At 64.4% G+C, this 25,863-nt stretch carries 25 protein-coding genes; 9 read left to right on the forward strand and 16 right to left on the reverse strand.

Annotated elements, in window-relative coordinates; all coding sequences use genetic code 11:
- Positions 1-310 precede the first annotated feature (310 nt).
- From AC0L3I_RS18560 to AC0L3I_RS18580, 5 genes are all read right to left on the reverse strand, one after another.
- Positions 311-454, reverse strand: a complete 144-nt coding sequence (locus AC0L3I_RS18560) for a hypothetical protein (protein WP_473527901.1) — start codon at positions 452-454, stop codon at positions 311-313.
- A 1-nt stretch (position 455) separates the two neighbouring features.
- Positions 456-1,061, reverse strand: a complete 606-nt coding sequence (locus AC0L3I_RS18565; protein WP_473527842.1) for a mobile mystery protein B — start codon at positions 1,059-1,061, stop codon at positions 456-458.
- A gap of 8 nt (positions 1,062-1,069) precedes the next feature.
- Complete coding sequence (locus AC0L3I_RS18570) at positions 1,070-1,528, reverse strand: mobile mystery protein A (protein WP_473527843.1); 459 nt, start codon at positions 1,526-1,528, stop codon at positions 1,070-1,072.
- Between the two features lie 137 nt (positions 1,529-1,665).
- Positions 1,666-3,288 carry an ABC-F family ATP-binding cassette domain-containing protein gene (locus tag AC0L3I_RS18575; RefSeq protein ID WP_473527844.1) on the reverse strand — a complete coding sequence of 541 codons (1,623 nt, stop codon included), beginning with the start codon at positions 3,286-3,288 and terminating at the stop codon, positions 1,666-1,668.
- A 128-nt stretch (positions 3,289-3,416) separates the two neighbouring features.
- On the reverse strand, positions 3,417-3,731 hold the full coding sequence (locus AC0L3I_RS18580) for an exopolysaccharide production repressor protein (protein WP_473527845.1): 315 nt from the start codon (positions 3,729-3,731) through the stop codon (positions 3,417-3,419).
- Between the two features lie 272 nt (positions 3,732-4,003).
- Between AC0L3I_RS18580 and AC0L3I_RS18585 the strand changes: the two genes are divergently transcribed.
- A complete protein-coding gene (locus tag AC0L3I_RS18585; protein ID WP_123147867.1) occupies positions 4,004-4,333 on the forward strand; it encodes a hypothetical protein in 330 nt (109 codons plus the stop codon).
- Between the two features lie 55 nt (positions 4,334-4,388).
- Here the strand turns inward: AC0L3I_RS18585 and AC0L3I_RS18590 are convergent, their stop codons facing one another.
- The gene (locus AC0L3I_RS18590) at positions 4,389-6,398 is read right to left on the reverse strand and encodes an amidase (protein ID WP_473527846.1); all 2,010 of its coding nucleotides are present in this window, start codon (positions 6,396-6,398) and stop codon (positions 4,389-4,391) included.
- Between the two features lie 587 nt (positions 6,399-6,985).
- Positions 6,986-8,626, reverse strand: a complete 1,641-nt coding sequence (locus AC0L3I_RS18595; RefSeq protein WP_473527847.1) for a WD40 repeat domain-containing protein — start codon at positions 8,624-8,626, stop codon at positions 6,986-6,988.
- Positions 8,627-8,701: 75 nt separating this feature from the next.
- Between AC0L3I_RS18595 and AC0L3I_RS18600 the strand changes: the two genes are divergently transcribed.
- Entirely contained in the window at positions 8,702-9,166 is a 465-nt protein-coding gene (locus tag AC0L3I_RS18600; RefSeq protein ID WP_473527848.1) for a GFA family protein, read from the forward strand.
- A gap of 239 nt (positions 9,167-9,405) precedes the next feature.
- Here AC0L3I_RS18600 and AC0L3I_RS18605 read toward each other — a convergent pair whose 3' ends face one another.
- The 7 genes from AC0L3I_RS18605 to AC0L3I_RS18635 all read right to left on the reverse strand — a co-directional run bounded on the left by AC0L3I_RS18605 (position 9,406) and on the right by AC0L3I_RS18635 (position 16,644).
- Positions 9,406-10,176, reverse strand: coding sequence for an exodeoxyribonuclease III (locus tag AC0L3I_RS18605; RefSeq protein WP_473527849.1), 771 nt, complete (start codon positions 10,174-10,176; stop codon positions 9,406-9,408).
- A 10-nt stretch (positions 10,177-10,186) separates the two neighbouring features.
- Positions 10,187-10,825 carry an alpha/beta hydrolase family protein gene (locus tag AC0L3I_RS18610; protein WP_123147863.1) on the reverse strand — a complete coding sequence of 213 codons (639 nt, stop codon included), beginning with the start codon at positions 10,823-10,825 and terminating at the stop codon, positions 10,187-10,189.
- A gap of 233 nt (positions 10,826-11,058) precedes the next feature.
- A complete protein-coding gene (locus AC0L3I_RS18615) occupies positions 11,059-11,733 on the reverse strand; it encodes a hypothetical protein (protein WP_473527850.1) in 675 nt (224 codons plus the stop codon).
- A gap of 1 nt (position 11,734) precedes the next feature.
- The gene (locus AC0L3I_RS18620; RefSeq protein ID WP_473527851.1) at positions 11,735-12,829 is read right to left on the reverse strand and encodes a tetratricopeptide repeat protein; all 1,095 of its coding nucleotides are present in this window, start codon (positions 12,827-12,829) and stop codon (positions 11,735-11,737) included.
- A complete protein-coding gene (ku, locus tag AC0L3I_RS18625) occupies positions 12,826-13,740 on the reverse strand; it encodes a non-homologous end joining protein Ku (protein ID WP_473527852.1) in 915 nt (304 codons plus the stop codon). The genes AC0L3I_RS18620 and ku overlap by 4 nt, the downstream gene beginning before the upstream one ends.
- Before the next feature lie 89 nt (positions 13,741-13,829).
- Positions 13,830-16,310, reverse strand: a complete 2,481-nt coding sequence (ligD, locus tag AC0L3I_RS18630; RefSeq protein WP_473527853.1) for a DNA ligase D — start codon at positions 16,308-16,310, stop codon at positions 13,830-13,832.
- Positions 16,311-16,419: 109 nt separating this feature from the next.
- Complete coding sequence (locus AC0L3I_RS18635) at positions 16,420-16,644, reverse strand: hypothetical protein (RefSeq protein ID WP_029351283.1); 225 nt, start codon at positions 16,642-16,644, stop codon at positions 16,420-16,422.
- 240 nt (positions 16,645-16,884) lie between these two features.
- Between AC0L3I_RS18635 and AC0L3I_RS18640 the strand changes: the two genes are divergently transcribed.
- Positions 16,885-17,892 carry an aldo/keto reductase gene (locus tag AC0L3I_RS18640; protein WP_473527854.1) on the forward strand — a complete coding sequence of 336 codons (1,008 nt, stop codon included), beginning with the start codon at positions 16,885-16,887 and terminating at the stop codon, positions 17,890-17,892.
- Positions 17,893-17,899: 7 nt separating this feature from the next.
- Here the strand turns inward: AC0L3I_RS18640 and AC0L3I_RS18645 are convergent, their stop codons facing one another.
- Complete coding sequence (locus AC0L3I_RS18645) at positions 17,900-19,339, reverse strand: LuxR C-terminal-related transcriptional regulator (protein WP_473527855.1); 1,440 nt, start codon at positions 19,337-19,339, stop codon at positions 17,900-17,902.
- 233 nt (positions 19,340-19,572) lie between these two features.
- Between AC0L3I_RS18645 and AC0L3I_RS18650 the strand changes: the two genes are divergently transcribed.
- From AC0L3I_RS18650 to AC0L3I_RS18675, 6 genes are all read left to right on the forward strand, one after another.
- Complete coding sequence (locus AC0L3I_RS18650; RefSeq protein ID WP_473488916.1) at positions 19,573-19,779, forward strand: hypothetical protein; 207 nt, start codon at positions 19,573-19,575, stop codon at positions 19,777-19,779.
- Between the two features lie 48 nt (positions 19,780-19,827).
- The gene (locus AC0L3I_RS18655; protein WP_473488917.1) at positions 19,828-20,715 is read left to right on the forward strand and encodes a DMT family transporter; all 888 of its coding nucleotides are present in this window, start codon (positions 19,828-19,830) and stop codon (positions 20,713-20,715) included.
- 284 nt (positions 20,716-20,999) lie between these two features.
- A complete protein-coding gene (locus AC0L3I_RS18660; protein WP_473488963.1) occupies positions 21,000-21,950 on the forward strand; it encodes a substrate-binding domain-containing protein in 951 nt (316 codons plus the stop codon).
- 260 nt (positions 21,951-22,210) lie between these two features.
- Positions 22,211-23,788 carry a sugar ABC transporter ATP-binding protein gene (locus AC0L3I_RS18665; protein WP_473527856.1) on the forward strand — a complete coding sequence of 526 codons (1,578 nt, stop codon included), beginning with the start codon at positions 22,211-22,213 and terminating at the stop codon, positions 23,786-23,788.
- A complete protein-coding gene (locus AC0L3I_RS18670; protein ID WP_473488919.1) occupies positions 23,785-24,801 on the forward strand; it encodes an ABC transporter permease in 1,017 nt (338 codons plus the stop codon). Before AC0L3I_RS18665 ends, AC0L3I_RS18670 begins: the two co-directional genes overlap by 4 nt.
- A 50-nt stretch (positions 24,802-24,851) precedes the next feature.
- A complete protein-coding gene (locus AC0L3I_RS18675) occupies positions 24,852-25,349 on the forward strand; it encodes a GNAT family N-acetyltransferase (protein ID WP_473527857.1) in 498 nt (165 codons plus the stop codon).
- Positions 25,350-25,498: 149 nt separating this feature from the next.
- On the opposite strand, the gene AC0L3I_RS18680 is transcribed toward AC0L3I_RS18675, so the two are convergent.
- Positions 25,499-25,705: a hypothetical protein gene (locus AC0L3I_RS18680; protein ID WP_473488920.1), complete on the reverse strand. Its 207-nt coding sequence runs from the start codon at positions 25,703-25,705 to the stop codon at positions 25,499-25,501.
- Positions 25,706-25,863: the final 158 nt, after the last annotated feature.

The following is a 25,863-nucleotide window of genomic DNA, read 5'->3' on the forward strand; positions in this document are numbered from 1 at the left end:
AGCCCCGCAGTCCCGGCGCCTCTGGCCGGTGCGCTGGACATGTCAGCCGCCGCCACGGATGCCTTCTGGCGCCAGTTCCATCACCCGGTTTAAGCGCGCGGCCGGGAAGCGGCGGCCGGAAACATCCACCGATTGGAAACAGCCGCTGGAAACCGCTAACGCATAACATTAGCTTGCTCTTATATTAGGTTGGGCGTATGTATCTAAATGGCCGGTGATCTACCCCCCAACCGGTTAGGCTCGGCGCCAGTCCCGCCCCCCTCAGGCCAACGACGCCGAGCCGCTCGGCCCCTGTTGCTCTCGCGGCAGCTTAGCTCCGTAACCCAGGCGCCTCCTGCCCCGTCCTCTCGACATATTCCGTATAGCCGCCGCCATAGGTGTGGATGCCCTCTGGCGTGAGTTCCAGCACCCGGTTCGACAGCGCGGCGAGAAAGTGGCGGTCGTGCGAGGGCATGTTATTTAGGTTTCTCCGCACGGACAAAGGCCAGCAGAGGCGCGATGTCATGGTTGTCGGCTGCCTTGAGGGCTGCGATATAGGCCGCGCGACGCTCATTCATTTTTTGAAGATCCGAGCCGGCAGTCCAGTCAATAGGGCCGGTCCTGAAGATCTTGTCGAGCACGACATCCGCCATGATGCGCGCGTGACGCCCATTGCCATTCGGGAAAGGATGGACCCACACAAGGCGGTGATGCAGCCGCACCGCCGCCTCTAAGGGCTGATGGATTCCATGCTCCGCCCAGTAGCGCGCATCGTCTATCGCACCGCGCAGCTGTATTGCGATCTGGGCTGGATCGACGCCGATGTTCTTGCCTGTCTTCCTGAAGCTGCCGGCCCAACTCCAGACGTCGCCGAAGAGGCGGCGGTGAAGCTCGATCGCAAAGTCGTCGGTGAGAATGTCCCTGCGCCGCATCCGAGCCAGCCAGCGCAGCCCGGATGCGATATTTGCCTGCTCGAGTTCGTCCAACTCGCCTTGATTGGTGACGTGCCTGTGCTTCAACCCGCCAAGCTCGTTCGGATCGAGAGGAGTCGCGCCTTCGGGATAATCGAGCTTGACCGCCATGCCTGATATCATTTGTCCTGCCAGAAATCAGGCGGCATTTCGTAGATCAGCTCGCGCGTCAGGCGCGACACTTCCTGCTCGGTCCGGCTGTCGGATACGGCCTGGTCCTCAAGCGCCATGTGCCTGCTTGCCGCGCCGACGATCGCCCTCGCCTTTTTTCGGGCCTGTGCGATGATGACATTCTCGATGTCGTCGGGTGGCTCGAAAGCATAGACGAAGCGGCAGCCCATGGCTTCGGCGGTGGTCTGCATGGATTTCAGCGTGACGCCGCCGTCGAGCTCGGCTCGTTCCGCCTGCGCGATGCGCGCGCGCGAAACCCCCATCCGCCGCGCAAGCTCCGCGCCGGACATGCCGAGCGCCTTGCGCACCGTGCGCATCCAGCCCTCCGGAGGAACCTGGATAGCGCCGACCGGAATACGGTTCACCGTCGCCCGATATTGTTCGCGGACCGCTTGCTTGACACCCATTGTAAACTCATATGTTGACGAGAATGGTCAGTTAGTCAATATTTACGTATACAAATCCAAATAGAATGTCAATATTTACATTGACATGAACACTGGGGCGATATGTGCGCGCCCCTACCCCCGATATGTGCGCGCCCCTACCCCCGCAGCCCAGGCGCCTCCTGCCCCGTCCTCTCGACATACTCCGTATAGCCGCCGCCATAGGTGTGGATGCCCTCTGGCGTCAGTTCCAGCACCCGGTTCGACAGCGCGGCGAGAAAGTGGCGGTCGTGCGAGACGAACAGCATGGTGCCTTCATACTGCGAAAGCGCCGTGATCAGCATCTCCTTGGTGGCGATGTCGAGGTGGTTGGTCGGTTCGTCCAGCACCAGCAGATTGGGCGGGTCGAACAGCATCAGCGCCATCACCAGCCGCGCCTTCTCGCCGCCCGACAGCACCCGGCATTTCTTCTCGATCTCGTCGCCGGAAAAGCCGAAGCAGCCGGCCAGCGCCCTGAGCGGCGCCTGGCCTGCCTGCGGAAAGGCATCCTCCAGCGTCTGAAACACGGTGCGCTCGCCCTCCAGCACTCCCATGGCGTGTTGGGCGAAATAGCCCATCCTGACGCTCGGCCCGCGCGCCACCGTGCCATTGTCCGGCTCGGAAGCGCCGGCCACCAGCTTCAGCAGCGTCGACTTGCCGGCGCCGTTGATGCCCATCACGCACCAGCGCTCGCGGCGGCGCACCTGGAAATCCAGCCCCTCGTAGATCGAGCGGCTGCCATAGCCCTTGTGGACCTTCTTCAGCGTCACCACGTCCTCGCCGCAGCGCGGCGCCGGCTGGAAGTCGAACGACACTTTCTGGCGGCGCTTGGGCGGCTCGACGCGGTCGATCTTCTCCAGCTTCTTCACCCGGCTCTGCACCTGGGCTGCATGCGAAGCGCGCGCCTTGAAGCGCTCGATGAAAGCGATCTCCTTGGCCAGCATCGCCTGCTGGCGCTCGAACTGTGCCTGCTGCTGCCGGTCGGCGATCGCGCGCTGCTGCTGGTAGAATTCATAGTTGCCGGAGTAAGCGGTCAGCGAGCCGCCATCGATCTCGACCACCTTGTTGACGATGCGGTTCATGAACTCGCGGTCGTGCGAGGTCATCAGCAGCGCGCCGTCATAGTTCTTCAGGAACTGCTCCAGCCAGATCAGGCTTTCCAGGTCGAGATGGTTGCTCGGCTCGTCGAGCAGCATGGCGTCGGGCCGCATCAGCAGGATCCTGGCCAGCGCCACCCGCATCTTCCAGCCGCCGGAAAGTTTTCCGACGTCGCCGTCCATCATCTCCTGGCTGAAGCCGAGGCCGTCCAGCACCTCGCGGGCGCGGCCATCAAGCGCATAGCCGTCGAGCTCCTCGAACCGCGCCTGCAGGTCGCCGTAGCGGGCGATGATCGCCTCCATCTCATCGCCGCGATCAGGATCGCCCATGGCGGCTTCGAGTTCGCCCATCTCGGCCGCCACTTCGCTCACCGGCCCGGCGCCGTCCATCACTTCGGCAACCGCGCTGCGGCCCGCCATGTCGCCGACATCCTGGCTGAAATAGCCGATGGTGACGCCGCGATCGACCGAGACCTGGCCCTCGTCGGGCTGCTCCTCGTCGTTGATCATGCGAAACAGCGTCGTCCTGCCGGCGCCGTTAGGGCCGACCAGCCCGACCTTCTCGCCCTTCTGCAAGGAGGCGGAGGCCTCGATGAAGACGATCTGCCGGCCGTTCTGCTTGCTGATGCTTTCCAGTCGAATCATGCTTTTCACACGTGCCCAAGGGATTTTCCCCGCGCCAATACGCGATAGGCCGCGCCTGCGGAAGCCCGCAAAGCATGAGGTTGCGTGCCAAATTGTCCGAACCGGGCTGATATATATATTGTGTTTGGCTAATCCAGCGGAATGTCCACGCACATTCCGGAACCATCCGGTCTCGAACCGACAATTCTTCGGTTCGGGTCATGCGCTAGAGCCAGAACCAGCTCCATGGCCGAGCCACTCTCGGAGGGGTCATCTTCTGCGGCTTCCGCTCCGGGCCTATTGGCCGCCCAGAGGAGGTAGACAAAGTACCCAACCTGCAAAACGATCAAGGCAATGACCGTTCCGCCGGTCGCCTTCCAGATTGAACCCGTTGCCCAATAAGTCGAGATCGCCACGATGAACGACATGGTGAGCATGCCCACCAGGAACCGCAGAACATTCATGAACTTTCAAAGCCGTCCGGGAACTTGCAACAGCCGAGACGCCTTCCCCCAAAACACTCGTTACCCAATACCCGGAACCAGGATCCCATTATTTTAGGTGCGGCGCAAGTACCATGTCGAGCAGCGGCTGCCATGGTGCAACTTATGGTTTCCCTGGCTCCGTTCCGGAAGGTCCGCTGGACGCTCAGATTCGAGGTTCGAACTGAATAGCGGAACCTCGGATAGTGCCAGCAGTTTAGAAAGATGACCTCAAACACCGAAAGGAGGATGAGATGAAGACGCTTACCGCTATTTTGCTCGCCACCTCTATGATCGGCCTGAGCGCCGGCACGGCAAGCGCCACCTGCCATGAGACGACCGCATCGATTGAAGCTCAATCAGGCGTCGCAAAAGACGCAACGCGTGCGCCGCTCGAAACCGATGCGAATGCCGGCAACAGGGTAGAGGGCGGCCCGGCCAACAAGACCGGCAACACCATGCCGCTTGCCAACCAGGAAGCCGGTGGCGATAAAAACCTTGCCACCTCGCAGCAGGATGTCGAGGCGCAGCAGGAGGGTGAAAAGACAGCGGCGGCCAAGGCCGACCCCTGCAAGCCGGATTGACGCGGATTGAGGGACTGGCCGCAGACATGCCGCAGCACAAGGCGAAGCGCGGTGGTCATCCAATTCCACCTGTCACCACGTAGGCACCGGCGGCGCGTCCGTCTTCAAGACGCACGACAGCAGTGACGATCGAGCCGTACGCGCCGCGCCAGACACTGTGGATTCTCTCGTGCTCTTTGGCCGGTACCACTGCACGCCCGGTGAAGCGCGCGCTGGTCCGCCGCATGCGAATGGGCTCGCCGTTGACATGGACTTTCACGCTGGTCTCGATTCCCGTTCCGGCCACATCTAGCGTGACTGTTATCTCGTCTTGATCACCCGCACGGCGCGTCTCGGCGGCAAGGGTGAGCGGCGGCGCCTCGCCGGGCCGGCGGGCGGAAGGCCGGGCAAAAAAAACATCATCGGGAAGTTCCGGCGTGCGCGGCGGCCGGCTGCGGCGCTGGCCAAAGCGCTCGAAGTCGCCGGCCAGCCGAAGCAGCTTCGTATCTTCATAGGCCTTGCCGGCGAAGCTGAGGCCGACGGGCATGCCGATATCGGCCATCGTGCCCATCGGCACGGTGACGGTGGGAATACCGAGATGGCGCCAAACCAGATTGCCGTTGGCGACCCAGGTGCCGTTGCGCCAGGCCAGCGCTGCGGAGGCCTCGTTGACGTCCGCATCGGCCGGACCGACATCGGCGACGGCCGGGAACACCACCGCGTCGAGCCCTTGCGTGTCGAGCCAATCCTCGAAGTCGATGCGCCGCGTCGCCTCCAGGCCTTTCAGGCCGGCCTCCAACTCGGGAATGGCCAGGAAAGGCGTGACGCCGCGCTTGGCCCACTCGACATATTCCGCCACATCGAAGCTGTCCTTGTAGCGGTCCGGCAGCGTGCCCCGCGGCTGCGGAAAGATTTTTGCGCCGTCGACCGAGGACAGATCGGGGATCAGGGGATCGGCATTGCCGCGCAGAAAGTCGTCCCAGGCGAAGATGCACAGGTCCCATATCTCGCGCTCGGCGAATTCTTCCGGCACCAGCCGGCGATCGACCATGTTTTTTGTGCCCGGCCGGTCGCGCTCGTAATTGGAGACGACAGGGAAATCGACCTCGACCACATCAGCGCCGAGCCGCCGCAGATCCGCTGCCGCCTGCTCCCACAGCTCCAGCACCGAGGCACGGGTCTGGATCGGAACGTCAGCCTCCATATCGCGGCCGATATACATGCGGGGCACGCCGAGCCGCATGCCTTGCAGCGCCCCCTCCAGCTCGAGCCCGGTGTAGCGCGGCGGCCGCACGGCCGAGCTTTTTGGCAGCGCCACCCAGGGCTGCGCGCGCCAGAAATCGCCTCTTGTGTCGGGGTCGTCGGCGACAATCACGTCGAGCAGTTCGAGCATGTCGGCCACGCTGCGCGTATGCGGCACCACCACATCCATCGTCGGCACCAGCGGCCAGTTGCCGCGCACCGAAATAACGCCGCGCGACGGCGTGTAGGCGACCAGCGCATTGTTCGACGCCGGCGCCCGGCCGGACGACCATGTCTCCTCGCCGAGCCCGAAGGCGGCGAAACTGGCGGCGGTCGCGGTCCCGGAACCATTCGATGACCCCGACGCGAAGGCGGCGGTCAGGTATTCGGCATTGTAGGGGCTTTCCGCCCTTCCGTAGACGCCGCGCTGCATGCCGCCATTGGCCATCGGCGGCATGTTGGTCAGCCCGATCAGCACCGCGCCGCCGGCCCGCAGCCGCCCGATGGTGAAGGCGTCCTCGATGGCGACGAGATGCTCGAAGGCGGGCGAGCCGGCGGCGACCGTCAAGCCTGCTACCTTGTAGCTGTCCTTGGCGGTGTAGGGGATGCCGTCCAGCGGCCCGAGCGTCGCACCACTCCGGCGGCGCCGGTCGGACGCGGCGGCCTCCTCGAACATTTTCGGATTGAGCACGGGAACGGCGTTGAGAGCGATGCCATGCCGGTCGTAGTAGGCGATCCGCCGCAGGCAGGCGCCGACCAGCTCGACGCTGGTGACCGTGCCAGCCTCCAGCGCCCGCCGCAACTGTTCGATCGACGCCTCGACGATGTGGAGATTGGTCGTCATGTTCGGTCCCAACGCTTGGTCGAAGCGGTATTGGCCTCGAAAGCCGATGCCGTAAAGGGGTTTTGCGTAGGCGGCCGCGACAGCCGATCTCCCCCCTTGTGCCCCTTGTGGGGGAGATGTCCGGCAGGACAGAGGGGGGCGCTGTCCCGCCGACCTGTCAACCATTCGTAGCTACGCCCGCAGACTGGTTCCTGGTTAAGAACGAGTTAGAGCAAAGGCTGGCGATCCTTCGCGCCCCCCTCTGCCCTGCCGGGCATCTCCCCCACGAGGGGGGAGATTGGCAGCGTCGGCGGCGGCGCCAACTTTCAACGCTGGAGATTGGCGAAAGCCGAAGTGACAGCCGATCTCCCCCCTTGTGGGGGAGATGTCCGGCAGGACAGAGGGGGGCGCTGTCCCGCCGGCCTGTCAACCATTCGTAGCAACGCCCGCAGACTGGTTCCTGGTTGAGAATGAGTTAGAGCAAAGGCTGGCGATCCTTCGCGCCCCCCTCTGCCCTGCCGGGCATCTCCCCACGAGGGGGGAGATTGGCAGCGTCGGCGGCGGCGCTCCTTTCTGTAACGTCGAGCGTCGCGCGCCACCTTCGCACATCACTCCGGCGCGCCCGGGAACAGCGCCACCGCATCACCGCCAGCCGCCGGCCAGTCTCGGATGGTGCGGTCGTAGCCGCCGGTCAGCACTGTGCCGTCGGCGGCGAACGCCACGGCGTAGACCGGTCCGGACCGGCTGTCGAACAGCGCGGTCTCGCTGCCGGTTTCCATGTCCCACAGCCGTGCCGTGCCGTCGAGCGAGCCGGACAGCAGCCGCTTGTTGTCGGTCGACAGCGCCAGCGCATAGACCGTGCCCGAATGGCCCTCGAGGCGGCGGACTTCGCGGCCGGTGTCGAGATCCCAGAGCTTGATCGTATAGTCGCCGCTGCCGGTGATCAGATGATGCCCGTCGGCCATGAACACGATCCCATAGGGGCCGCGCTCATGCCCGTGCCAGCTGCGCAGCTGCTTGCCGGTGCCGATGTCCCATAGTTTTAGCGTGCCCTCGATACTGCCGCTGATCGCGCGTGTGCCGTCGGGCGAGACGGCGACCCCGCTGATCGACCAGTCGTGCCCCGGCATCACATGCAGCACCGAGCCTTTCTCGATATCCCAGACGATGACCCTGCCGGTGTCGTGCCCGCTGACGGCACGTTTACCGTCCGGGCTGATCGCCAGCTTGTTGACGCCGCCGTTCTGGCCTGACGAGAAGACGTGCAGCACCGCGCTATCGGCGAGCTGGCGCAGCACGATCTCGCCATCGTCGCCCGCCGTCAGCGCCCGCGCCCCATCGGGCAGGAAAAGCGCGGTACGCGCCATGTCCTTGTGGACGCCAAGGGTGCGGATCAGGCGCTTGCCGTCGATATCCCAGAGCTTGATCGTGCGGTCGGTGCTGGCGCTCATGATCGAGTGACCGTCGGGCGCCACCGCCAGCCAGACGACGGGCTCGCGGTGGCCATCGGGCTGCGTCGGCTGCGGCGGCGGAGCCTGCGGCAGCGGCGCGACGGTCTGCGGTGGCGCGGCCGGGGCAGGCTCCGGCGGTGAGACAGGCGGGGCCAGCGCGACCTCGGATGGCGAGGCAGGCACTGGCGGCTGTATCGCTTCCGGTTCCGGGGCCGGTGCGCTGGTGACGTCTTGGCCTTCCGGCGCGCTTGGCACAGTTTGCTCGGCGATCAGGCTTCTGCCGGCGTCCTGTGGCTGCCGCGACCAGGGGCCGAGCTGGTCGGCCACCAGAGCGAGCACGGCGAGGAACGGAACGACGGCAAAGAGCCGCCGCAGGCGTGGTCGTCCGCCGGGTTGCGTTTCGGCGCCCCTGCCGAACAGAGGCGTCTTCGGATCGTGCGTCGATCGGCCCGGCAACAGGCCGGCCCAGAACAACAGGGCTGCAAGAGCTGAGACAACACCCGCCGCGCCGAAAAAAGCCAGGCGCACCGACGCGAAGCCTTCGCCGGCGCCCTCGCCGCCCAGCGCAAAATACACGCGTGTGAAGCAGAGCATGCCGATCGCCAGCAGCAGCACCGCGAGCAGCCTGTCGGCAATCCTGTTCATCGGCCCCCCCTCGCGCCGCTGTTCGCTTCGCCCGCAATGATGCAGGTCGGCGCCGGGCTTGTCGATGCCCGGTTCAATTCCGAAGATTACCAGCGAAACAGCGAGCGCAAAACGCTCGCCTGCGCCAAAGCGCTCGATATGGCCTGGCGACACTCTCGGTCGCCGCAATGTTGCCCGGTCGCGCGCTAGAATCGCTCGGCAGGGCTCAAGACCGATCGAGGCCAAATGATGGATGAGTGGAAATTACCTTGGGACGGCGGCTGCCTGTGCGGCGGGATACGCTTTCGGATAAGTGCGCCGCCCTTGCTTACAATGGCCTGTCATTGCACCGGTTGTCAGAAGCTGAGCGCGAGCGCTTATTCCCTGACCATGGCCGTGCCAAGCAACGGCTTCACCGTTACGCAAGGCGAGCCGGTGGTCGGCGGCATGCATGGGCCGCACCGGCAACTCTATTGCCCGCATTGCAAGAACTGGATGTTCACGCAGCCGCACGGCCTGGACTTCTTCGTCAATGTCCGCGCAACCATGCTCGACGATCACCATTGGTACGTGACCTTCGTCGAGGTCTTCACTTCGGAAAGGCTGCCCTGGGCTACGACCGCCGCCAGCCACAGCTTCGCCACCCAACCCGACCTTGAGGGATACGCACCTTTGATTGAGGCCTTTGCGCGCGAAGGGGCGCGACCGGTGTGAGGAGTTGCTTGAAGGGATGAGATTGGCGAAAACGCCGGTCACGGCCAATCTCCCCCCTCGTGGGGGAGATGTCCGGCAGGACAGAGGGGGGCGCTGTCCCGCCGACTTTGCAAGCAACCGCAATTGTGCGCTCGTGTTAATTCCGCTGGTCACAGTATGAATTATGGTTGCGATCCTTCGCGCCCCCCTCTGCCCTGCCGGGCATCTCCCCCACAAGGGGGGAGATTGGCTCTCCGCCCTCACCGCAATTCCACCAACACCGGCGCATGGTCGCTGGCGCCGGTTTCGCCGCGGACGTCGCGGTCGATGCCTGCCTCGGCCAGCCGGCGCGCCAGTTTCTTCGAGAGCAATATATGGTCGAGCCGCAGGCCGGCGTCGCGCTGCCAGCGGTTGCGGCGATAATCCCAGAATGTGTAGAGCGTCTCCTTCGGGTGCTTCTTGCGCAGCGCATCGGTCCAGCCCTGGTCGAGCAGTGCTGCGAAGGCGGCGCGGCTTTCCGGCTGCACCAGCGCATTGTCGTCATAGGAGCGGGTCGGGTAGATGTCGCGCGGCTCGGGCACGATGTTGTAGTCGCCGGCCAGCACCACCGGCAGGCCGGTGTCGAACAGCTCCGCCGCATGCGCGTTCAGGCGCTCGTGCCACGCCAGCTTGTACTGGAATTTCGGACCGGGCTGCGGGTTGCCGTTCGGCGCATAGAGGCAGGCGACGACGATGCCGTTGACCGCCGCCTCGATGTAGCGGGCCTGGTTGTCGCTCTCGTCGCCGGGCAGCGCCTCGCGGGTCAGAACGGGTTCTGAACCCCGCGCGAGTATGGCGACGCCGTTCCAGGTCGGCTGCCCCACCCACACCGCGCCATAGCCCGCCGCGGCGAGTGCTGTGCGCGGAAACTGCGTCTGCCTTGCTTTCAGTTCCTGCAGGCAGACGATGTCGGGCTTGGCGACAGTCAGCCAGGCCAGCAGGTTTTGCAGCCGGCCGTTGATGTTGTTGATGTTGAAGGTGGCGATCTTCATCGGGCAGAAATCAGAGCCGGCCCGCCCACGCCTTCACCGCATCAGTCATCGTCTTCAGATGATCGGCAGTGGAGAAGCCGGAAATGCTCTTGCGCGGCTTCAAATCATGGTCGCCATCCTCCAGCCACCGCATTTCGATGGCGTCGGAAAGATCGTAGGTCGCGACCTCGTCCCTGGTCCCGAACTCGTCGCGTGTGCCCTGGAAGATCAATGTCGGCGTCCTGAGATCGGCGAGATGTTTTGTCCGAAGCTGCGTCGGTTTCCCCGGCGGATGGAAGGGATAGCCGAGGCAAAGCAGCCCTGAAATCTCACCCTTCGAAAACATCTCGTCGGCGATCATCGAGGCGACGCGGCCGCCCATCGACTTGCCGCCGATGATGAGCGGCCCCTTCACGCCCTTCGCCCTGAGGTCGGCGATCGCCTTGATGTATTCGGGATTCACCGTCTCGGCGCGCGGCGGCGGCTTGCGATGACCGTAGCGGCGGGCCGCCATGTAGTGGAATTCAAAGCGCGCAACGCGGAACCCGGCCTCGGCCAGCGCCTTTGCCGTGGCGGTCATCGAGGCCGAGTCCATCGGCGCACCGGCGCCGTGGGCTAGAAGGATGGTGGTGGGGGCGGTTTCGGGGCCGTCGAGGAGGAAGGTGGTCATCACAGGGTGCCTCGCAGATGAAGGCCGCGTTCCGTCCCACCCCCCTCTGGCCTGCCGGCCATCTCCCCCTCAAGGGGGGAGATTAGCAGCTTCGTCTCCCCGCCCACTTGCCAACGGTGGTGGTTGGCGAAACCGTGAGTGACAGCCCATCTCCCCCCTTGAGGGGGAGATGGCCGGCAGGCCAGAGGGGGGTGTTCAAGCGCGCCCATTGCGATCCTCTCTTCCGGCAGCAACTATCGCTGTCTAGCCACACCGCAAACCTGCGACTGCAGATATTCGACCTGAGCGGCCAGCAATCCGGGCCAGCCAGTCGCATCAATGTCACCTACCCATTTGCAAGCAACCTCACGCCCATGAACTTGTTCCAGCAAACAGAAATATGCTGTATCACGCCATGCGCCGCACAATTGTTCATTGCCGTCCATCACATCCAGTGCCGACGCCCAGGTGAACCATTTCCTGATCCATGCGCCGACCTTGCCGTCGATGTCGGTAACGCACTGGGCTACAAACGCATCGAGATCCACTTCATTCGCCACCCAGAACGTGCCGCGATGGTTGACGAAATCCCCGTCAATGGCATCGAATCCTACCCTGAGAAATGATCTGCTCGATTTGCGGGAACTTTGCGTCTTGAACTGAGCTGAACTCGGATCCTTGATCTCATACCAAGCATCAAAATCCTTCCACAGCCGGGAAAACTTCTTCCATTTGAAAACGGCTGCGATCGAACAGTCGTATTCGCCATATCGGCGGTCCGTATAGCAATCCAACTCGATGCCAAAATCGGTCAGGTTATCGATTGTCGAGACGACGAGCTTGGTGCTGTCTGGTTTGAACCAACCCTCGCCAAGGCGCGTATGTAGCTCGTCAGCAACCCGTACTCGAATGGTCTTTGCGTCGAGCATCTCAGGAAGCCGACATCCGCGCCAGTTGCAAATCGACGAACTGAATACCCTTGGCCGCCATGCGCGCCCATTCGGAGCTGGCGTCGAGCTCGAGATAGCGCGACCAGTTCCGCCGCGCCTCGGCGAGGTTGCCGGCGTCGAACTCCAGCCGGGCCAGGTTGAACACCGCGTCGGCATATTTGGCATCGAGCGCGATCGCCTTCTGCAGGTGCCGCCGTGCCGAGGCGTCGCGGCCCTCATCGCTCATCAGCCCGGCCAGATTGAACCACGCCTCGACAAAGCCGGGGTCACATTTGATGGCGCGGGCATAGTCGTGCGCCGCCTCGGCCGCGCGTCCAGCGCCGCGCAGGCAGTTGGCGCGGTTGAAGGCGGCGATGGCGTCGGTCGGGTCGATGGAAAGGCAGCGCTGGTAGAGTGCGGCCGCCTGCTCGTGGTGTTCAGCCTCTTCCGCCGCTTCGGCGTCGGCGAACAGTTCTTCCAGCGTGTCGTCATCCGGCGTTCCCAGATCGAACAGCAGCTGGCCGTCGAGTTCGCTCTGGCCGCCCTCGAGATAGATCGCATCGGCGCGCCCATGCTGCGAGCCGACATTGAGCGACTTGGCGGTCAGCGAGGCGACCGGGCCGGAGCGGTGCACCGAGCGCGCGATCGCCCCCCACGAGGCCCCGCCGGCAACCAGCCCGGCATATTTGCGGGCCAGGATCAGGTCGCGAAACGAATAGGGCTCGCAATCATGCTCGAAGGCATCGAAAAGCGACAACAGGTCGAGATCGGCGGCGGCAAGCCGCGACTGATCGAGAAGCGACTGCCGCGATAGGGCCGAGGCCTCTGGCGCCTTCATCAGCCCGAGCAGGCGCAAAAAACTGTTTTCGCTGATCAGCTTGCGGCCGGCCGCGCGCTCGGCCGCGACGCGGCGCTCGATCTCGGCCTCCCCCGCCTTGGTGAGATACAAGCGGCCGAACACGACATGGCTGGTGCGCCTGTTAACGCCGCGCCGCAACTGGCCCTGCCGGCGCTCGACTTCACGCGCGGCCAGCCTCAGCGGGAACGCCGCCAGCGCACCGATGGTGCCGAAGACGCTGCCGGCGAGAGCCGTCACGCCTTGCTCTTGCCGACGGCCTTGAGCAGGTTGGCCTTAAGCGGATTTTCCTTGGCCGCGCCGGCGCCGGCCTTGGCGGATTTCGCTGCAGGCTTGGCTGCCTCATCGGCCTTGCTCTTGCTCTTGGCCGGCGGCTTGGCCGACTGCGACAGGCTGGCCTTCAGCGCATCCATCAGATTGATCACATTGCCGCGCTCGGGGGCGGCGGCGATGATCGGCTTGTGACCCTTGAGCTTCTCGCGGATCATCGCCATCAGCGCGATCTCGTAGCGGTCCTCGTAGTTCTTCGGATCGAAGGTGGTTTCCTTCTGCTTGATCAGCGCTTCGGCGAGCTGCAGCATTTCGGGGTCGGGCTTGCCGGCCGGGATGTTGCCGAAATATTCAGCCGTGCCGCGCACTTCGTTCGGGTTCCTCAAGGTGCAGACGAACATGCCGCTCTCGCGCGCGCCGATCGTCACCACCCGTTCACGGCTGGACAGCACCAGCCGGGCGATCGCCAGCTTGCCGGACTTGCGCATGGCCTCGCGCAGCACCGCGAAAGTCTCTTCCGCCATCGCGCCATCGGGCGCCATATAATAGGGCGCGTCCTGATATATGACGTCTACCTCGCCCTCGTCGACAAAGGCCTCGATGTTCATCGTATGGTTGGATTCTATGCGCACCGCCTCGAGGTCGGCATCATCGATGATGATGTACTGCTTGTCCTCGTATTCGTAACCCTTGACCAGATCCGAGCGCTCGACCAACCCGAGTTCGGGATCGACCGGCTTCATGTTGATGCGGTTGTGGGTGTCCTTGTGCAGCTGGTTGAAGCTGATGCGCTCGCTGGCACTCGTCGCCGGATACAGCCGGACCGGGCAGCTGACGAGACTGAGCTTGAGGTAACCTTTCCAACTTGCCCTGGGCGCCATGAAACTCTCCTACGCGGCCGTGCACTGTCGAACTGTTCGCAGCGCTTCGTCCAAAGGACGAACGACGCTGCGCAAAACCTACATCGCCCTCACAATACCGGCAAATCCCTAGCGAAATCTTCCATGTCGGCCCAGGGATCGCCGGAGGTGGCCAGAAGGCCCGGCAGCGAAGAATAATTCAAATCTTCCGGAGCGTCGATGGATTCCAGATCGGACCAGCTCACCGGCGTCGAGGCCGGCAGGTTGGTGCGGGCGCGCAGCGAATAAGGTGCCGCCGAGGTGTGGCCGCGCGCATTGCGGTGATAATCGATGAAGATGCGCCGCTTGCGGTTGTCCTTGCCCATGGTGGTGGTGAAAATGTCGGGCGCCGTGGCGGCCAATGCCGAGGAAATGGCGCTGGTCGCCTGGTGCAGTTTCTTCCAGTTCTGTTTTTGCGTCACCGGCACTGATATGTGGATGCCCTTGCCGCCCGAGGTTTTCGCGAACGGCACCAGCCCCAAAGCCTCCAGCCCGGCGCGGATATGCACCGCCGCCTCGACAACCTCACGCCAGCTAATCCCCTCGCCCGGGTCGAGGTCGAAGACGATCAGGTCCGGTCTGTCGAGCCGCGTGCGATGGGTGCCCCAGGTGTGGAACTCGACGACGCCGAACTGCGCCAGCGCCAGATAGCCCTTGGCGTCCTCGACCGACAGATAGGATTTGGTCTCGCCCTCGGAATTGGTCGCCTCGAAGGTCGCAACCGATGACGGCATGCCGGTAAAAGCATGGCGCTGGAAGAAACAGTCCTGCGGCTTGCCGGTCGGGCAGCGCACCAGCGACACCGGGCGGCCGAGGATGTGCGGCAGCATGAAATCGCCGACCAGCGCGTAGTAGACGGCGATGTCGAGCTTGGTCGGTCCGGTCTTGCCGAACAGCCGCCGCGTCGGGTTGGTCACCCAGATCGTTGCGAGGTCGGCTTCGGCGATCAGCCGCTTGCGCTTGGCCGACACCGGCGTCGACAGGCCGACGTCGCGCAGTCCGCGGAACACCGCATGGCGCAGCGCATTATCGGCAGTCCGGTTGGCATAGTGGATATGGGCCGAAAGCAGCGGCCGCACCCAGTTCATCTCGCGCAAGATCTCGCGCGGAACCCCTTCGGGTGCAGACGCGCCGGCGCGCAAGGGCTCCAGCCGGGCCAGCAAGTCGGTGGCGGTAGCGGCATCGAAGCCGGTGCCGACCTTGCCGCGATAGTGCAGTTCGCCATCCTCGAATTCGCCGAGCCCGAGTGCGGCCAGTCCCTCGGCTGCATCGGAGGTGGTGTAGCCGGCGATGACGAAGTCGCCGGTCTTCAGCGCCTTGATCTTGGTCCAGGTCTTGGTGCGGCCGCTCTGGTAGATTGCCGTGGCGCGCTTGGAGACGACGCCTTCCAGCCCCATCTCGGAAGCCTGGTCGTAGAGCGCCTGGCCATCGCCTTGGACGTGGTCTGAGAACTGGATGGCGGAGTTGGCGCCCAGCCCGGACAGCAATTGCGACAGCAGCGCCTTGCGCCGGCCGAGCGGCGCTTTTCTCAGGTCCCAGCCGTCGAGATGCAACAGATCGAAGGCGTAGAAGTGGAGCTTGTTGCCGGCGCCTTGCGCCAGCGCATCCTGCAAAAGAGCGAAGCGGCTGATGCCCTTGGCGTCGAGCACGACGATCTCGCCGTCGATGACAGCCTCACGGCATGGCAGCCTGGCGAAGGCATGCGGCAGGTCGCCATAGCGCCTGGTCCAGTCGAGGCCGGCGCGTGTGATCAGCCGCACCTCGCCCTCAGCCAGATGCGCCATGGTGCGATAGCCGTCGAACTTGATTTCGTGCAGCCAGACTTCGCCCGTGCGGCTCGCGGGGGCATCGCCGCCCGGCGGCTTCGCCACGGTCGTCGCCAGTTGCGGCTCGATGCGGGTGGGCGGCGGCACCTTGATCGCACCCGGCAGCGCACCGGGTTTCAGCACCACCGGCTTGGCAGGTTTGGGGGCTGGCTTCGGGGTTGCCACCAGTTCCTCGATGCGGCGGCCGGATTTGACGCTTTCCGGCCGGGCTTCCAGTATGTCGAGCCTGGCGTCGGCGGCGAGGTCGCGCTCCTTGAACAGCAGCCAGTTCTTTTTGCCCTCATCCTCGCCGGGCTTCGGTTTCAGCCTGGTCAGCATCCAGCCGCCATTCAGCTTCTCGCCGGCGAGACGGAACTTGAAGGAACCGGTGCGCAGGCTCTTTTCGACATCGTCCATCGGTGCCCAGACGCCGGTGTCCCAGACGATCATCGGCCCGCCGCCATATTCGCCCTCGGGAATGACGCCTTCGAAGTCGATATATTCGAGCGGGTGGTCCTCGGTCTCGACCGCCAGCCGCTTGTCGGCGGGATTGAGCGACGGGCCGCGAGGCACCGCCCAGCTCTTCAGCACGTCGCCGACCTGCAGGCGAAGGTCGTAGTGGTCGGCAGTGGCATGGTGTTTGTGCACGACGAAGCGATTGCCTTTTCCGGCAACCAGATCGCCGACGGGTTCCGGCGTCTTGCTGAATTCGCGCTTGGCGCGATAGGCCTTGAGTTTCGGCGTCATGTCCGCATGCCAGGCGGGATGCGGCGGCTGCGCAAAAACAAGGACTTGACCCGCATCGCTTGAATCACTTTGTCAGCATGCGGCAGGCCGATGTCGTGCCTCACACAGCTCAATCGTCGGTGGCCGGCGTCAATTCGAGCTCGGCCGGCGACAGACCCTGCTGGAGCTGGCTCAGCCGGAATTCGTCGACCCAGTAGGCCTCGCCGTCGACGAGGACACGGGCTTTGTAGGCGCCGGCGGAAAAGCTCTGTGCGGTGATATAGACCTTGTGGCGGTCGAGCGCCTTGCGCACCGCGGCACGCTTGGAATTCTGGCTGGTGACGGAACTGGCCATGGACTCGCTCATACACACGCCGCCGCAGGAAAAGGCGGCTGGCATAAGGATGGCCGAGACCGGGTGTTCTGTCAATTTCCGGGCACTGGGCAACACCGGAAGGCGCTTAGCGGAAAAGCTCACATGATCGTGCGATCAGCCTCGACCGAGCGACTGTGGAAACCGAGCGAGCGCTCTATATGGTCCTGACGCAATAGTCCTGACGCTCACGAACCCTGACATTGTCCGGAGATCTCATCCATGACCTTGAGCACACGCAAGCTGGGCAGCCAAGGGCTGCAGGTATCGGTGATCGGCCTCGGCTGCATGGGCATGAGCCAGTCCTACGGCCCGGCCGACGAGGCGGAATCGATCGCCACCCTGCACCGCGCCATCGAGCTCGGCTGCACCTTCTTCGATACGGCGGAAGTCTATGGCCCGCACACCAATGAGGCACTGCTCGGCCGCGCCCTGAAGGGCCGGCGTGACGAGGTGACGATCGCCACCAAATTCGGCTTCCGTATCGAAAACGGCAAGCAGATCGGCACTGACCGCAACAGCCGGCCCGAGCATATCCGGGAGGCGGTGGACGGCTCGCTCGGCCGGCTCGCCACCGACCATATCGACCTGCTCTACCAGCACCGCGTCGACCCGGCGGTACCGATCGAGGATGTGGCGGGTGCTGTCAGCAAACTAATCACTGAAGGCAAGGTGCGCTTCTTCGGCCTGTCGGAGGCGGGTGCGGCCAACATCCGCCGGGCGCATGCCGTGCAACCGGTGTCGGCGGTGCAGAGCGAATATTCGTTGTGGGAACGCAATCTGGAGCCGGAGATCATCCCGCTGCTCAGCGAACTCGGCATCGGCCTGGTGCCGTTCGCGCCGCTTGGCCGCGGCTTTCTCACCGGCGACGTCAAGCGCGCCGAAGACTATCCGGAAGGCGACTTCCGGCGCGGCGACCCGCGCTACCAGGGCGCAAACTACGACGCCAATGTGCAGGCCGCCGGGATTGTTCGCGACATCGCGGCGGCCAAGGGCGTCAAGCCCGGCCAGATCGCGCTGGCCTGGCTGCTGCACAAGGGCAGCGATTTCGGGCTCGACATCGTGCCGATCCCCGGCACCAAGCGCAGAAAATACCTCGAGGAGAATGTCGCTGCCGCGGCGATCGAGCTCGACGCCGCCGCAATGCAGGCGCTCGACGACGCGCTGGCGCCGGGCAAGGTCGCGGGTGAGCGCTACAACGAACGCGTCATGGTGACGATCGACCGGTAGGTGGCATCTACGGCAGCTTCGCCAGTTCGGCAGCGTGGCGGATGGCAAGCAACGCGTCCCGGTTGGTCACCGGATAGCCTGCGATGAAGCGTTCGACCGAAAAGCCTGGAAATTCGGCTCTCAAGCGGGCCGCGGCGCGCGCCGCCTCGCCGGCATCGCCCATGGCCGCATGCGAAAGCGCCAGGAACATCAGCACGTCCGGCGATTCCGGCGAACTCCTGCGGAGCGCCGCGACAGCTTCCCGATGCCTGCCGGCGACGAACAGGATGCGGCCTTGCATGCCGAAATACCAGGGCGGGGCCAATGGATTGAGGCGCATGGCACGCTCGATGAGCGGGATCGCCTCGGCCGGATCGCCGGCGACAAGCGCTTTGCTGCCGGCCAGCAGCGGCAGTATGCCGGCGTGGTTGGAGCCGTATTCGAGAGCCCGCCGGTGCGCGCGCTCCGCTCCTTCGAGATCGCCAAGGCATGCCCTGACATTGCCAAGGCATGCGTGAGCGCAGCTGTCCGTCGGGTCGAGGCGCAAGGCGTTTTCGGCCGTGATCCGCCAGTTCTCGATCGACGTCAGCACGTCGTCGCCAAAGCCGTTGCAGGCCTCGATCGAATAGGCGTAAGCGAGTTCGGCCCAGCAGTTGGCGAAGGTAGGATCAAGCTCCAGCGCGCGTGAAAACAAGCGGATCGCCTCGACATTCCCGGCGCGGCTGAACGTAGTGTGCTGTTCGAGGGCAAGCAGATAAAAATCATAGGCCCGCAAGCTGGCCGGCGGCTTGCGGCGAACCGCATTGCGGCCGACCGTGGCCAGCGTTCCGTAACTGCCGGCGAACACATTGATGATGCTTTCGGTCAGGCTGTCCTGCAGCGCGAAAATGTCCTCGACCGGGCGGTCGTAGCGCTCGCTCCACAGGCTGACGCCGCTACGGGCATCGGCAAGCTCTATCGTCAAGCGAATCCTCTGGTCGTCCGCGCGCAACTGGCCCGACACAATATAGGTAGCGCCAAGCGCCTTGCCGTCCGCCTCGAAGTCGGCCCGCTTGCTGCCCAGCGATTTCATCGTGTGGAAGGCGATGACAGGCAAGCCCGCGTATCGTGCCAGGTCGATGGTGATGTCCGACGACAGACCGTCGGCAAAGCGGCGCCAACGCTCTTCCGAATTCAGGCATTCGATCGGAAATATGGCGAGCACCGGCGGAGCGTCCGACGGGGGTGACAGCCCGTCCGGCCGAGCGCCGGAAGCGCCGGCAAAATACGCCGCGAGCCCGATCTTGGTGCGCACGCCAAGTTTTTCGTAGATGGCCGCAAGGTGGGTGCGAACAGTGGTCGGGGCAATGAAAAGTGCATTGCCGATTTCGCGATAGGTCATGCCGGTTGCGAATTTTTCAGCGACCGCGCGCTCGCGACCCGACAAGGCATCGAGCGCCTGCGCTTTCGAAGCGTCGTTGAACGTCATGGTGGGACCCGTCCCCAGCGGAAGAATACCACAAATGCAGGAGGCCGAATACTGCATCTGCCCGATCCCGCCGCAGGCGCACAAATTGCAAGCTCGCTTGCGGCAACAAGCTGCTATCAGGGGAGGTTTCCATGCGTCCTGTTTCGATAATGCTGGCATGCACGATCTTGAGTCTTTCCGCCGTCCACTCGCCGTTGTTCGCAAGAGGATGCAGGCAGGTGCTGGAATCGGATGTGAAAATCACGAGCATGCGCGTCTATGCCGACGTTCTGGCCAACGCCGCCCGCAACGGCTGGGACTACACGCCTGAATCGATCGTCAGCGGCTCAAAGCGGCATTTCGAGGAGATGAAGCTCCAGTTGAACGACGCCGGCTATGAGATCGTGCCCGTCGGCGTCCGCCCTTATTGCAAACGGTGGGACAAGCTCGCCGCCCGCTAGCAACCAGCGATCCGCCCTTTGCGGCGCAAGCTTTGTCGAGACATCGATATGTCGAAGGTGCAGGCCAACTGTCTGCTTCTGCTTGCTGCTGCCTTTTGGGGCTTCGGTAATGTTGCGCAGAAGACTGTGCTGGATCATCTCGATCCGCTCAGCGCCGTGGGCATGCGCTGCCTGATCGCGGGGCTCATGGTCGCGCCGCTGACGATGCTCGAATGGGGAAGGAAATCCGGGCCCGGCTACTGGATGAGCCTCGCCAAAGTCAGCGTTCTGTTTTCAATTTCGATCATCATCCAGCAGGTCTCCTATCTCGACACCTCGGTTACCAATGCGAGCTTCCTGGTGAGCACCGCAACGGTGATGACACCGCTCGCCGCCTGGTTGCTGATTGGCGAGCGCCCGACTGCTGTTGGCGGGCTTGCGGCTGCCATGACAGTGGTCGGTGTCCTGCTGCTGTCCGGAGGCTTGACCACCAGCTTCAGCCAGGGCGATCTCGCTGCGATACTTTCGGCCGCGTGCTACGCGCTTTGGATGGTGGAGCTTGGTCGCCACATGCAGACCCACGGCGCGCCGGTCGCGGCGGCTGCCGCGCAATTTCTCGGCGCCGCCGTGCTCACCCTGCCGCTCGGCGCCCTCCAGGGTAATCTGTCGCTGGCCGCCATCAGCGATGCAGGCCCGGAACTCGCCGTGCTCGGCATCTTCTCGACCGGGGCCGCCTTCGGCATCCAGACGGTCGCTCAACGCTTCACATCCGCCAGCCATGCCGCGGTGATCGTCAGCGCGGAGAGCGTGTTCGGAGCGATTGGCGCTGCCATATTTTTGGGCGAGCGGCTGTCGCCGACCGCAGCAGTCGGTGCTGCGGTCGTATTTGGATCAATCACCTTGCTGTCGCTGACAACCGACAAATCCGAAATCAGCAAGCCGGCGGTGGTGGACTGAGAGATTATCCTCAAGACGGTCCGGCGAACCTCCTGCGAAGCGCCGAAGGATAAGCCAGGGACCCGACCGGACCGAATCCTGCCGTTCTTGCGCAAACCTCCGGCCTTGGCTAGCATCCGCGCGCCGGCGCCGAGCGGAGGAGAACGTCGCGGTGGACCGGCTGGAGCGCCGTTGCGTCCCCTTGGGCGCTCAAAGGACACTCCATTTCTAGATCGACGCATCAACCTGCCGGAGACACATTCCGGTTTTCGGGGTCGTGCGCTCATGTGGAGGAGACTAAATTGATCAACAGACGTGAATTCCTGCTGTCGTCCGTGGCGATCGGCACAATGGCTCTGGCCGCTCCGCAACCGGCTTTTGCCCAGGACAAGCTGACCATCCTGGGTTCGGTGCCGAGCCTCGGCTTTCCGTTCTTCGTTCACATGCTGAACCAGATCAAGGCGGAGGCGCAGGCGCAAGGCGTCAACCTGACCGAGAGCGACGGCCAGAATTCGGCGCCAAAGCAGACCGCCGATATCGAGGCGGCGCTTGTGCAGAAGGTCGACGCCATCGTCATCTCGCCGCTCGACGTCAACGCGCTGGCGCCGGCCATCGAGCAGGCGGTCCAGGCCGGCATCCCCGTCGTCACCATCGACCGCCGCGTCGACGGCGTCGAAGGCATTCTCGCCCATGTCGGCGCCGACAATGTCAAAGGCGGCGAGGCCGAGGCGCAGGCCATGGTGGCGGCGTTCCCGAACGGCGCCAAGATCTTCCATCTGCAGGGCCAGCCCGGCGCCGGCCCGGCGATCGATCGCAACAAGGGCGTGCACAACGTGCTCGATCCGCTGAAGGACAAGTACCAGATCGTCTTCGAGCAGACCGCCAATTTCGCCCGCGCCGAGGCGCTGTCCGTCACCGAGGCCGGCCTTGCCGCCAATGGCAAGCCCGACGCGATCATCTGCGCCAATGACGACATGGCGCTTGGCGCGGTAGAAGCCTGCGCGGCGCGCAACTTCACCGACGTCAAGATCTACGGCTTCGATGCGCTTCCCGAAGCGCTGGTCGCCGTGCGCGACGGCAAGCTGGCCGGCACCGTCGAACAGTTCCCCGGCGAGCAGTCGCGCACCGCGGTGCAGATCGCCGTCGCCTATGCCAAGGACAAGACCGAGCCGAAGGAAAAGCTCGTGCTGCTGACGCCGATCGTCATCGGCAAGGACAATCTCGACAAGGCGGAAAGGCTGAGCGAGACGAAGTAAGCGACGCCGAGGGCGCATAGCGGCAAAAGTAGCGTTCTGCCGCGCCCCCCCCTGTCCTGCCGGACATCTCCCCCTCAAGGGGGGAGATTGGCAGCTTCGACGCAGGCTCTCCTCTGCAACGTTGGTGATTGGCGAAACCAGTGATGAAGGCGCAATCTCCCCCCTTGTGGGGGAGATGTCCGGCAGGACAGAGGGGGGCGCTGTCCCGCCAACCTTGTGTAACAATCGGAACGATCGATCTCATCTTTCAGGAGGATTTTTTGTCTCCAGCAGAAGCGGCAACGACGTCGCCATCGCCCGCCCTCCTCGTCGTAGAAGGCGTGACCAAGCGCTTTGCCGGCGTGACCGCGCTCAGCGATGTCTCGCTCGAGGTTCGGCCCGGCGAAATCCTCGGCCTGCTCGGCGAGAACGGCGCCGGCAAGTCGACTCTGCTCAAGATCCTTTCCGGCGTGATGCCGCCCTCCAGCGGCCGCATCGTCTTCGACGGCGTCGAATTCAATCCCCACAACCCGCAGGACGCCAAGCGCCTCGGCATCGTCACCATCTACCAGGAACTGAGCCTGATCCCGACGCTCACCGTGGCGGAGAATATTTTTATCGGCCGCGCGCCGCTCGGGCCGCTCGGCCTGGTCAGCTGGCGGAAGATGGAGGAAGACTCGCGCGCGATCATCGCCCGCGTTGGTCTGGACCTCGACCCGACTACGCCGGTGTCGGCACTGTCTGTCGCCGAACAGCAGCTGGTCGAGATCGCCCGCGCGCTGTCGCTGAAGAGCCGCCTCATCATCATGGACGAGCCGACCTCGGCGCTGACCGAAACCGAAGTGCAGAAGCTGATGTCGATTATGGGCCGGCTGCGCAAGGATGGCGTCGCCATCATGTTCGTCACCCACAGGCTGGAAGAGGCCTCTGCCATCTGTGACCGCATGACGGTGCTGCGCGACGGCAGGCTGGCCGGCCATCTCGACCGCGACGGCGGGCCGATCAAGCTGCCGAAAATCATCGAGAAGATGGTCGGCCGCGCCGCGTCCGAGCTTTATGCCAGGCCGACGCTGCGCGACGTCGCCGGCGACGTCAGGCTCTCCGTGCGCGGCCTGCGCACGGTGCGCGATCCGCAAGCGCCGCACGCCATCGTGCTCGAAGGCGTCGATCTCGACCTCAAGGCGGGCGAGATCCTCGGCGTCGCCGGCCTCGTCGGCTCCGGCCGCACCGAGTTGGCCCGCGCCATCTTCGGAGCCGACCGCATTGCCGCCGGCACCATCGCGCTCGACGGCAAGCCGATCGCGCCTGAAACACCCGCCGACGCCATCGCGCTCGGCATCGGCCTGGTGCCGGAAGACCGCAAGCACCAGGCGATCTTCGCCGCGCTCGGCATCCTCACCAATTTTTCCATCGCCGCCCTCGGCCGCTACTCCAACGCCGCCGGCTTCATGGCCGAGCGCCGCGAGCGCGAAGCGCTGGCAAGCTACAGGAAGACGCTGTCTATCCGCATGGCCTCGCCCGAGCAGCCCATAGAGGGGCTGTCCGGCGGCAACCAGCAGAAGGTCATCCTTGCCCGCTGGCTGGCGCGCGACCCCAAGGTGCTGATTGTCGATGAACCGACACGCGGCGTCGATGTCGGCGCCAAGGCCGAGGTGCACCAGATCCTGGTGCAGCTCGCAGCGCGCGGCATCGCCATCATGATGATCTCGTCCGAACTGCCGGAGGTGCTTGCGGTGTCGGACAGGATCGTCACCATGCGGCGCGGACGCATCACCGGCGAGATGCCCGGCATCGAGGCGACCGAGGAAAAACTGATGGAACTGATGGCGCTCGATCAAACGCAGGAAGCGACGCAATGACCAGCACGACCGAACAGACCCAGCGCGGCGGCATCAATGTCGCGCGCCTGCTGATGAGCTTCGGCCCGCTGATGTTCCTGGCGCTGCTGATCGTTGTTTTCACCGTCCTGAAGCCGAGCTTCATCGACCCCATCAACATCTTCAACATCATGCGGCAGATCTCGATCACCGGGCTGATCGCGCTCGGCATGACCTTCGTCATCCTCACTGCCGGCATCGACCTGTCGGTCGGTTCGCTGCTGGCTTTCTGCGGCATGGTCGCGGCGGTGGTGGCCAAGGGCGGCACCGCCAACACGCTGTCGCTGTCGACGTCCGGCACGCAAGGCTTTGGCTGGTTCGCAGCCCTATTGGCTGCCGTCGTCATCGGCGCCCTGGCCGGCGGCGTCCAGGGCTTTGCCATCACCAGGCTGAAGGTGCCGCCCTTCGTCGTCACGCTTGGCGGCCTCACCGTCTTTCGCGGCCTGACGCTGACGATCTCCAACGGCGGCCCGATCTCCGGCTTCGACGCCTCGATGCGCTGGTTCGGCACCGGGCTGATCGGCCCGGTCCCGGTGCCGGCGATCATTTTCGCGGCGGCGGCAATCCTCTGCCACATCGTGCTGCGCTACACGCGCTACGGCCGCGCCGTCTACGCCGTCGGCGGCAATGCCGAGGCGGCGCGGCTGTCGGGCCTGCGCGTCGACCGTATCCTGATCTCGGTCTATGTCATCGTCGGCTTCTTCGCCGGCCTCGCCGCCTTCGTATTGTCGGCCAGGCTCAATTCCTCGGAAGCCGTCGCCGGCATCGGCTACGAACTGACGGTGATCTCGGCGGTCGTCATCGGTGGCACCTCGCTGTTCGGCGGCATTGGCTCGGTCGGCGGCACGGTGGTGGGTGCGGCACTGATCGGCGTGCTGCAGAATGGGCTGCAGTTCAACAACGTCTCGTCCTACACCCAGAGCATCGTCATCGGCCTGATCCTCATCCTCGCCGTGGCCTTCGACCGCTGGCTGAAATCGCGGGTGAGACGATGATCCGAGGCGCGAAGGATGCGATGCAATAAACTGCCGGGGAGGTAGTAGCGATGACTCAAATCAGGGCCATGACCGAACGGGACGTGCCGTCGGTGTCGCGGCTCCTTGGAGAGTCCTGGCGCCGGACCTACTCGCCAATCATCGGTGCCGAGACCACGGCACGCATCTCGGACGACTACCACGCGCCGCAGAAGATCGCGGCGGAACTGGCAGACGACAACAAGATGTCTTTCGTTGCGGAACGGCCGGACGGCTCTATCGCCGGCTACGTGATGGCCGAGATGGATGAAACCGGCAACGTCATGCTCGACCGGCTCCACATCGACAACAGCGAGTTCGGCACAGGGCTGGCCGCCGATATGCTGCACGCCGTCCTTGCCGCTCATTCGGGAATTCCCAGCATCGCGCTTGAAGTGATCGAGGGGAACGACCGGGCGCTGGCCTTTTATCGCAAGCACGGGTTCGAAGTGGTCGAGCGCAGGCCTTCGTCCCACGGCGCGGAAGGCCATGCGTCGTTTATCATGCGCAGGCCCTTGCCACGAGCTTAGGCGCGCGTGTTCCTGCGCTCGGCGCGCTTCGTCTTCCACTCAGGCCGGAGCATTAGTCGGCTGCGAACGCACCGCTCGCGACCGTCCCATTCGTCTGCGGTGCAAGAAGATCGTTGCGGCGGGCGAACGCCATGAAGGTCGCGCGCCGTCTACTCCTTGCCGGCTCCCAATCGCTGAGCCGACAGGAACATCAACGTATAGGCCGCCTTGCGACGGTCCCAGCCGGCCGACTCGACCGCGTCCAGCAATCCGTCGACAAGCGGCGCCAGCGCCGTCTTGCACTCCGTTTCATAGTTGAAATCGGTCTTGGAAAGGGTCGGCGCCGTGATCTTTCCAAAACTGTTCATCATGTCCATGGCAACACCTGTATATGATCCGCCAAGGCCGTGGGCCCCCGGCTATAGGCGGGGCCCGCCGGGTTTGAGAAAAAACCGGGGGGGGGGTTTGCAAAACCGCCCCCCCCCGCCAAGCCCGCGGGGGGCCCGCGTTTTTTTGGGGGTAGGGCCCCCAACCC

This window comes from Mesorhizobium sp. WSM4840, from assembly GCF_055811755.1.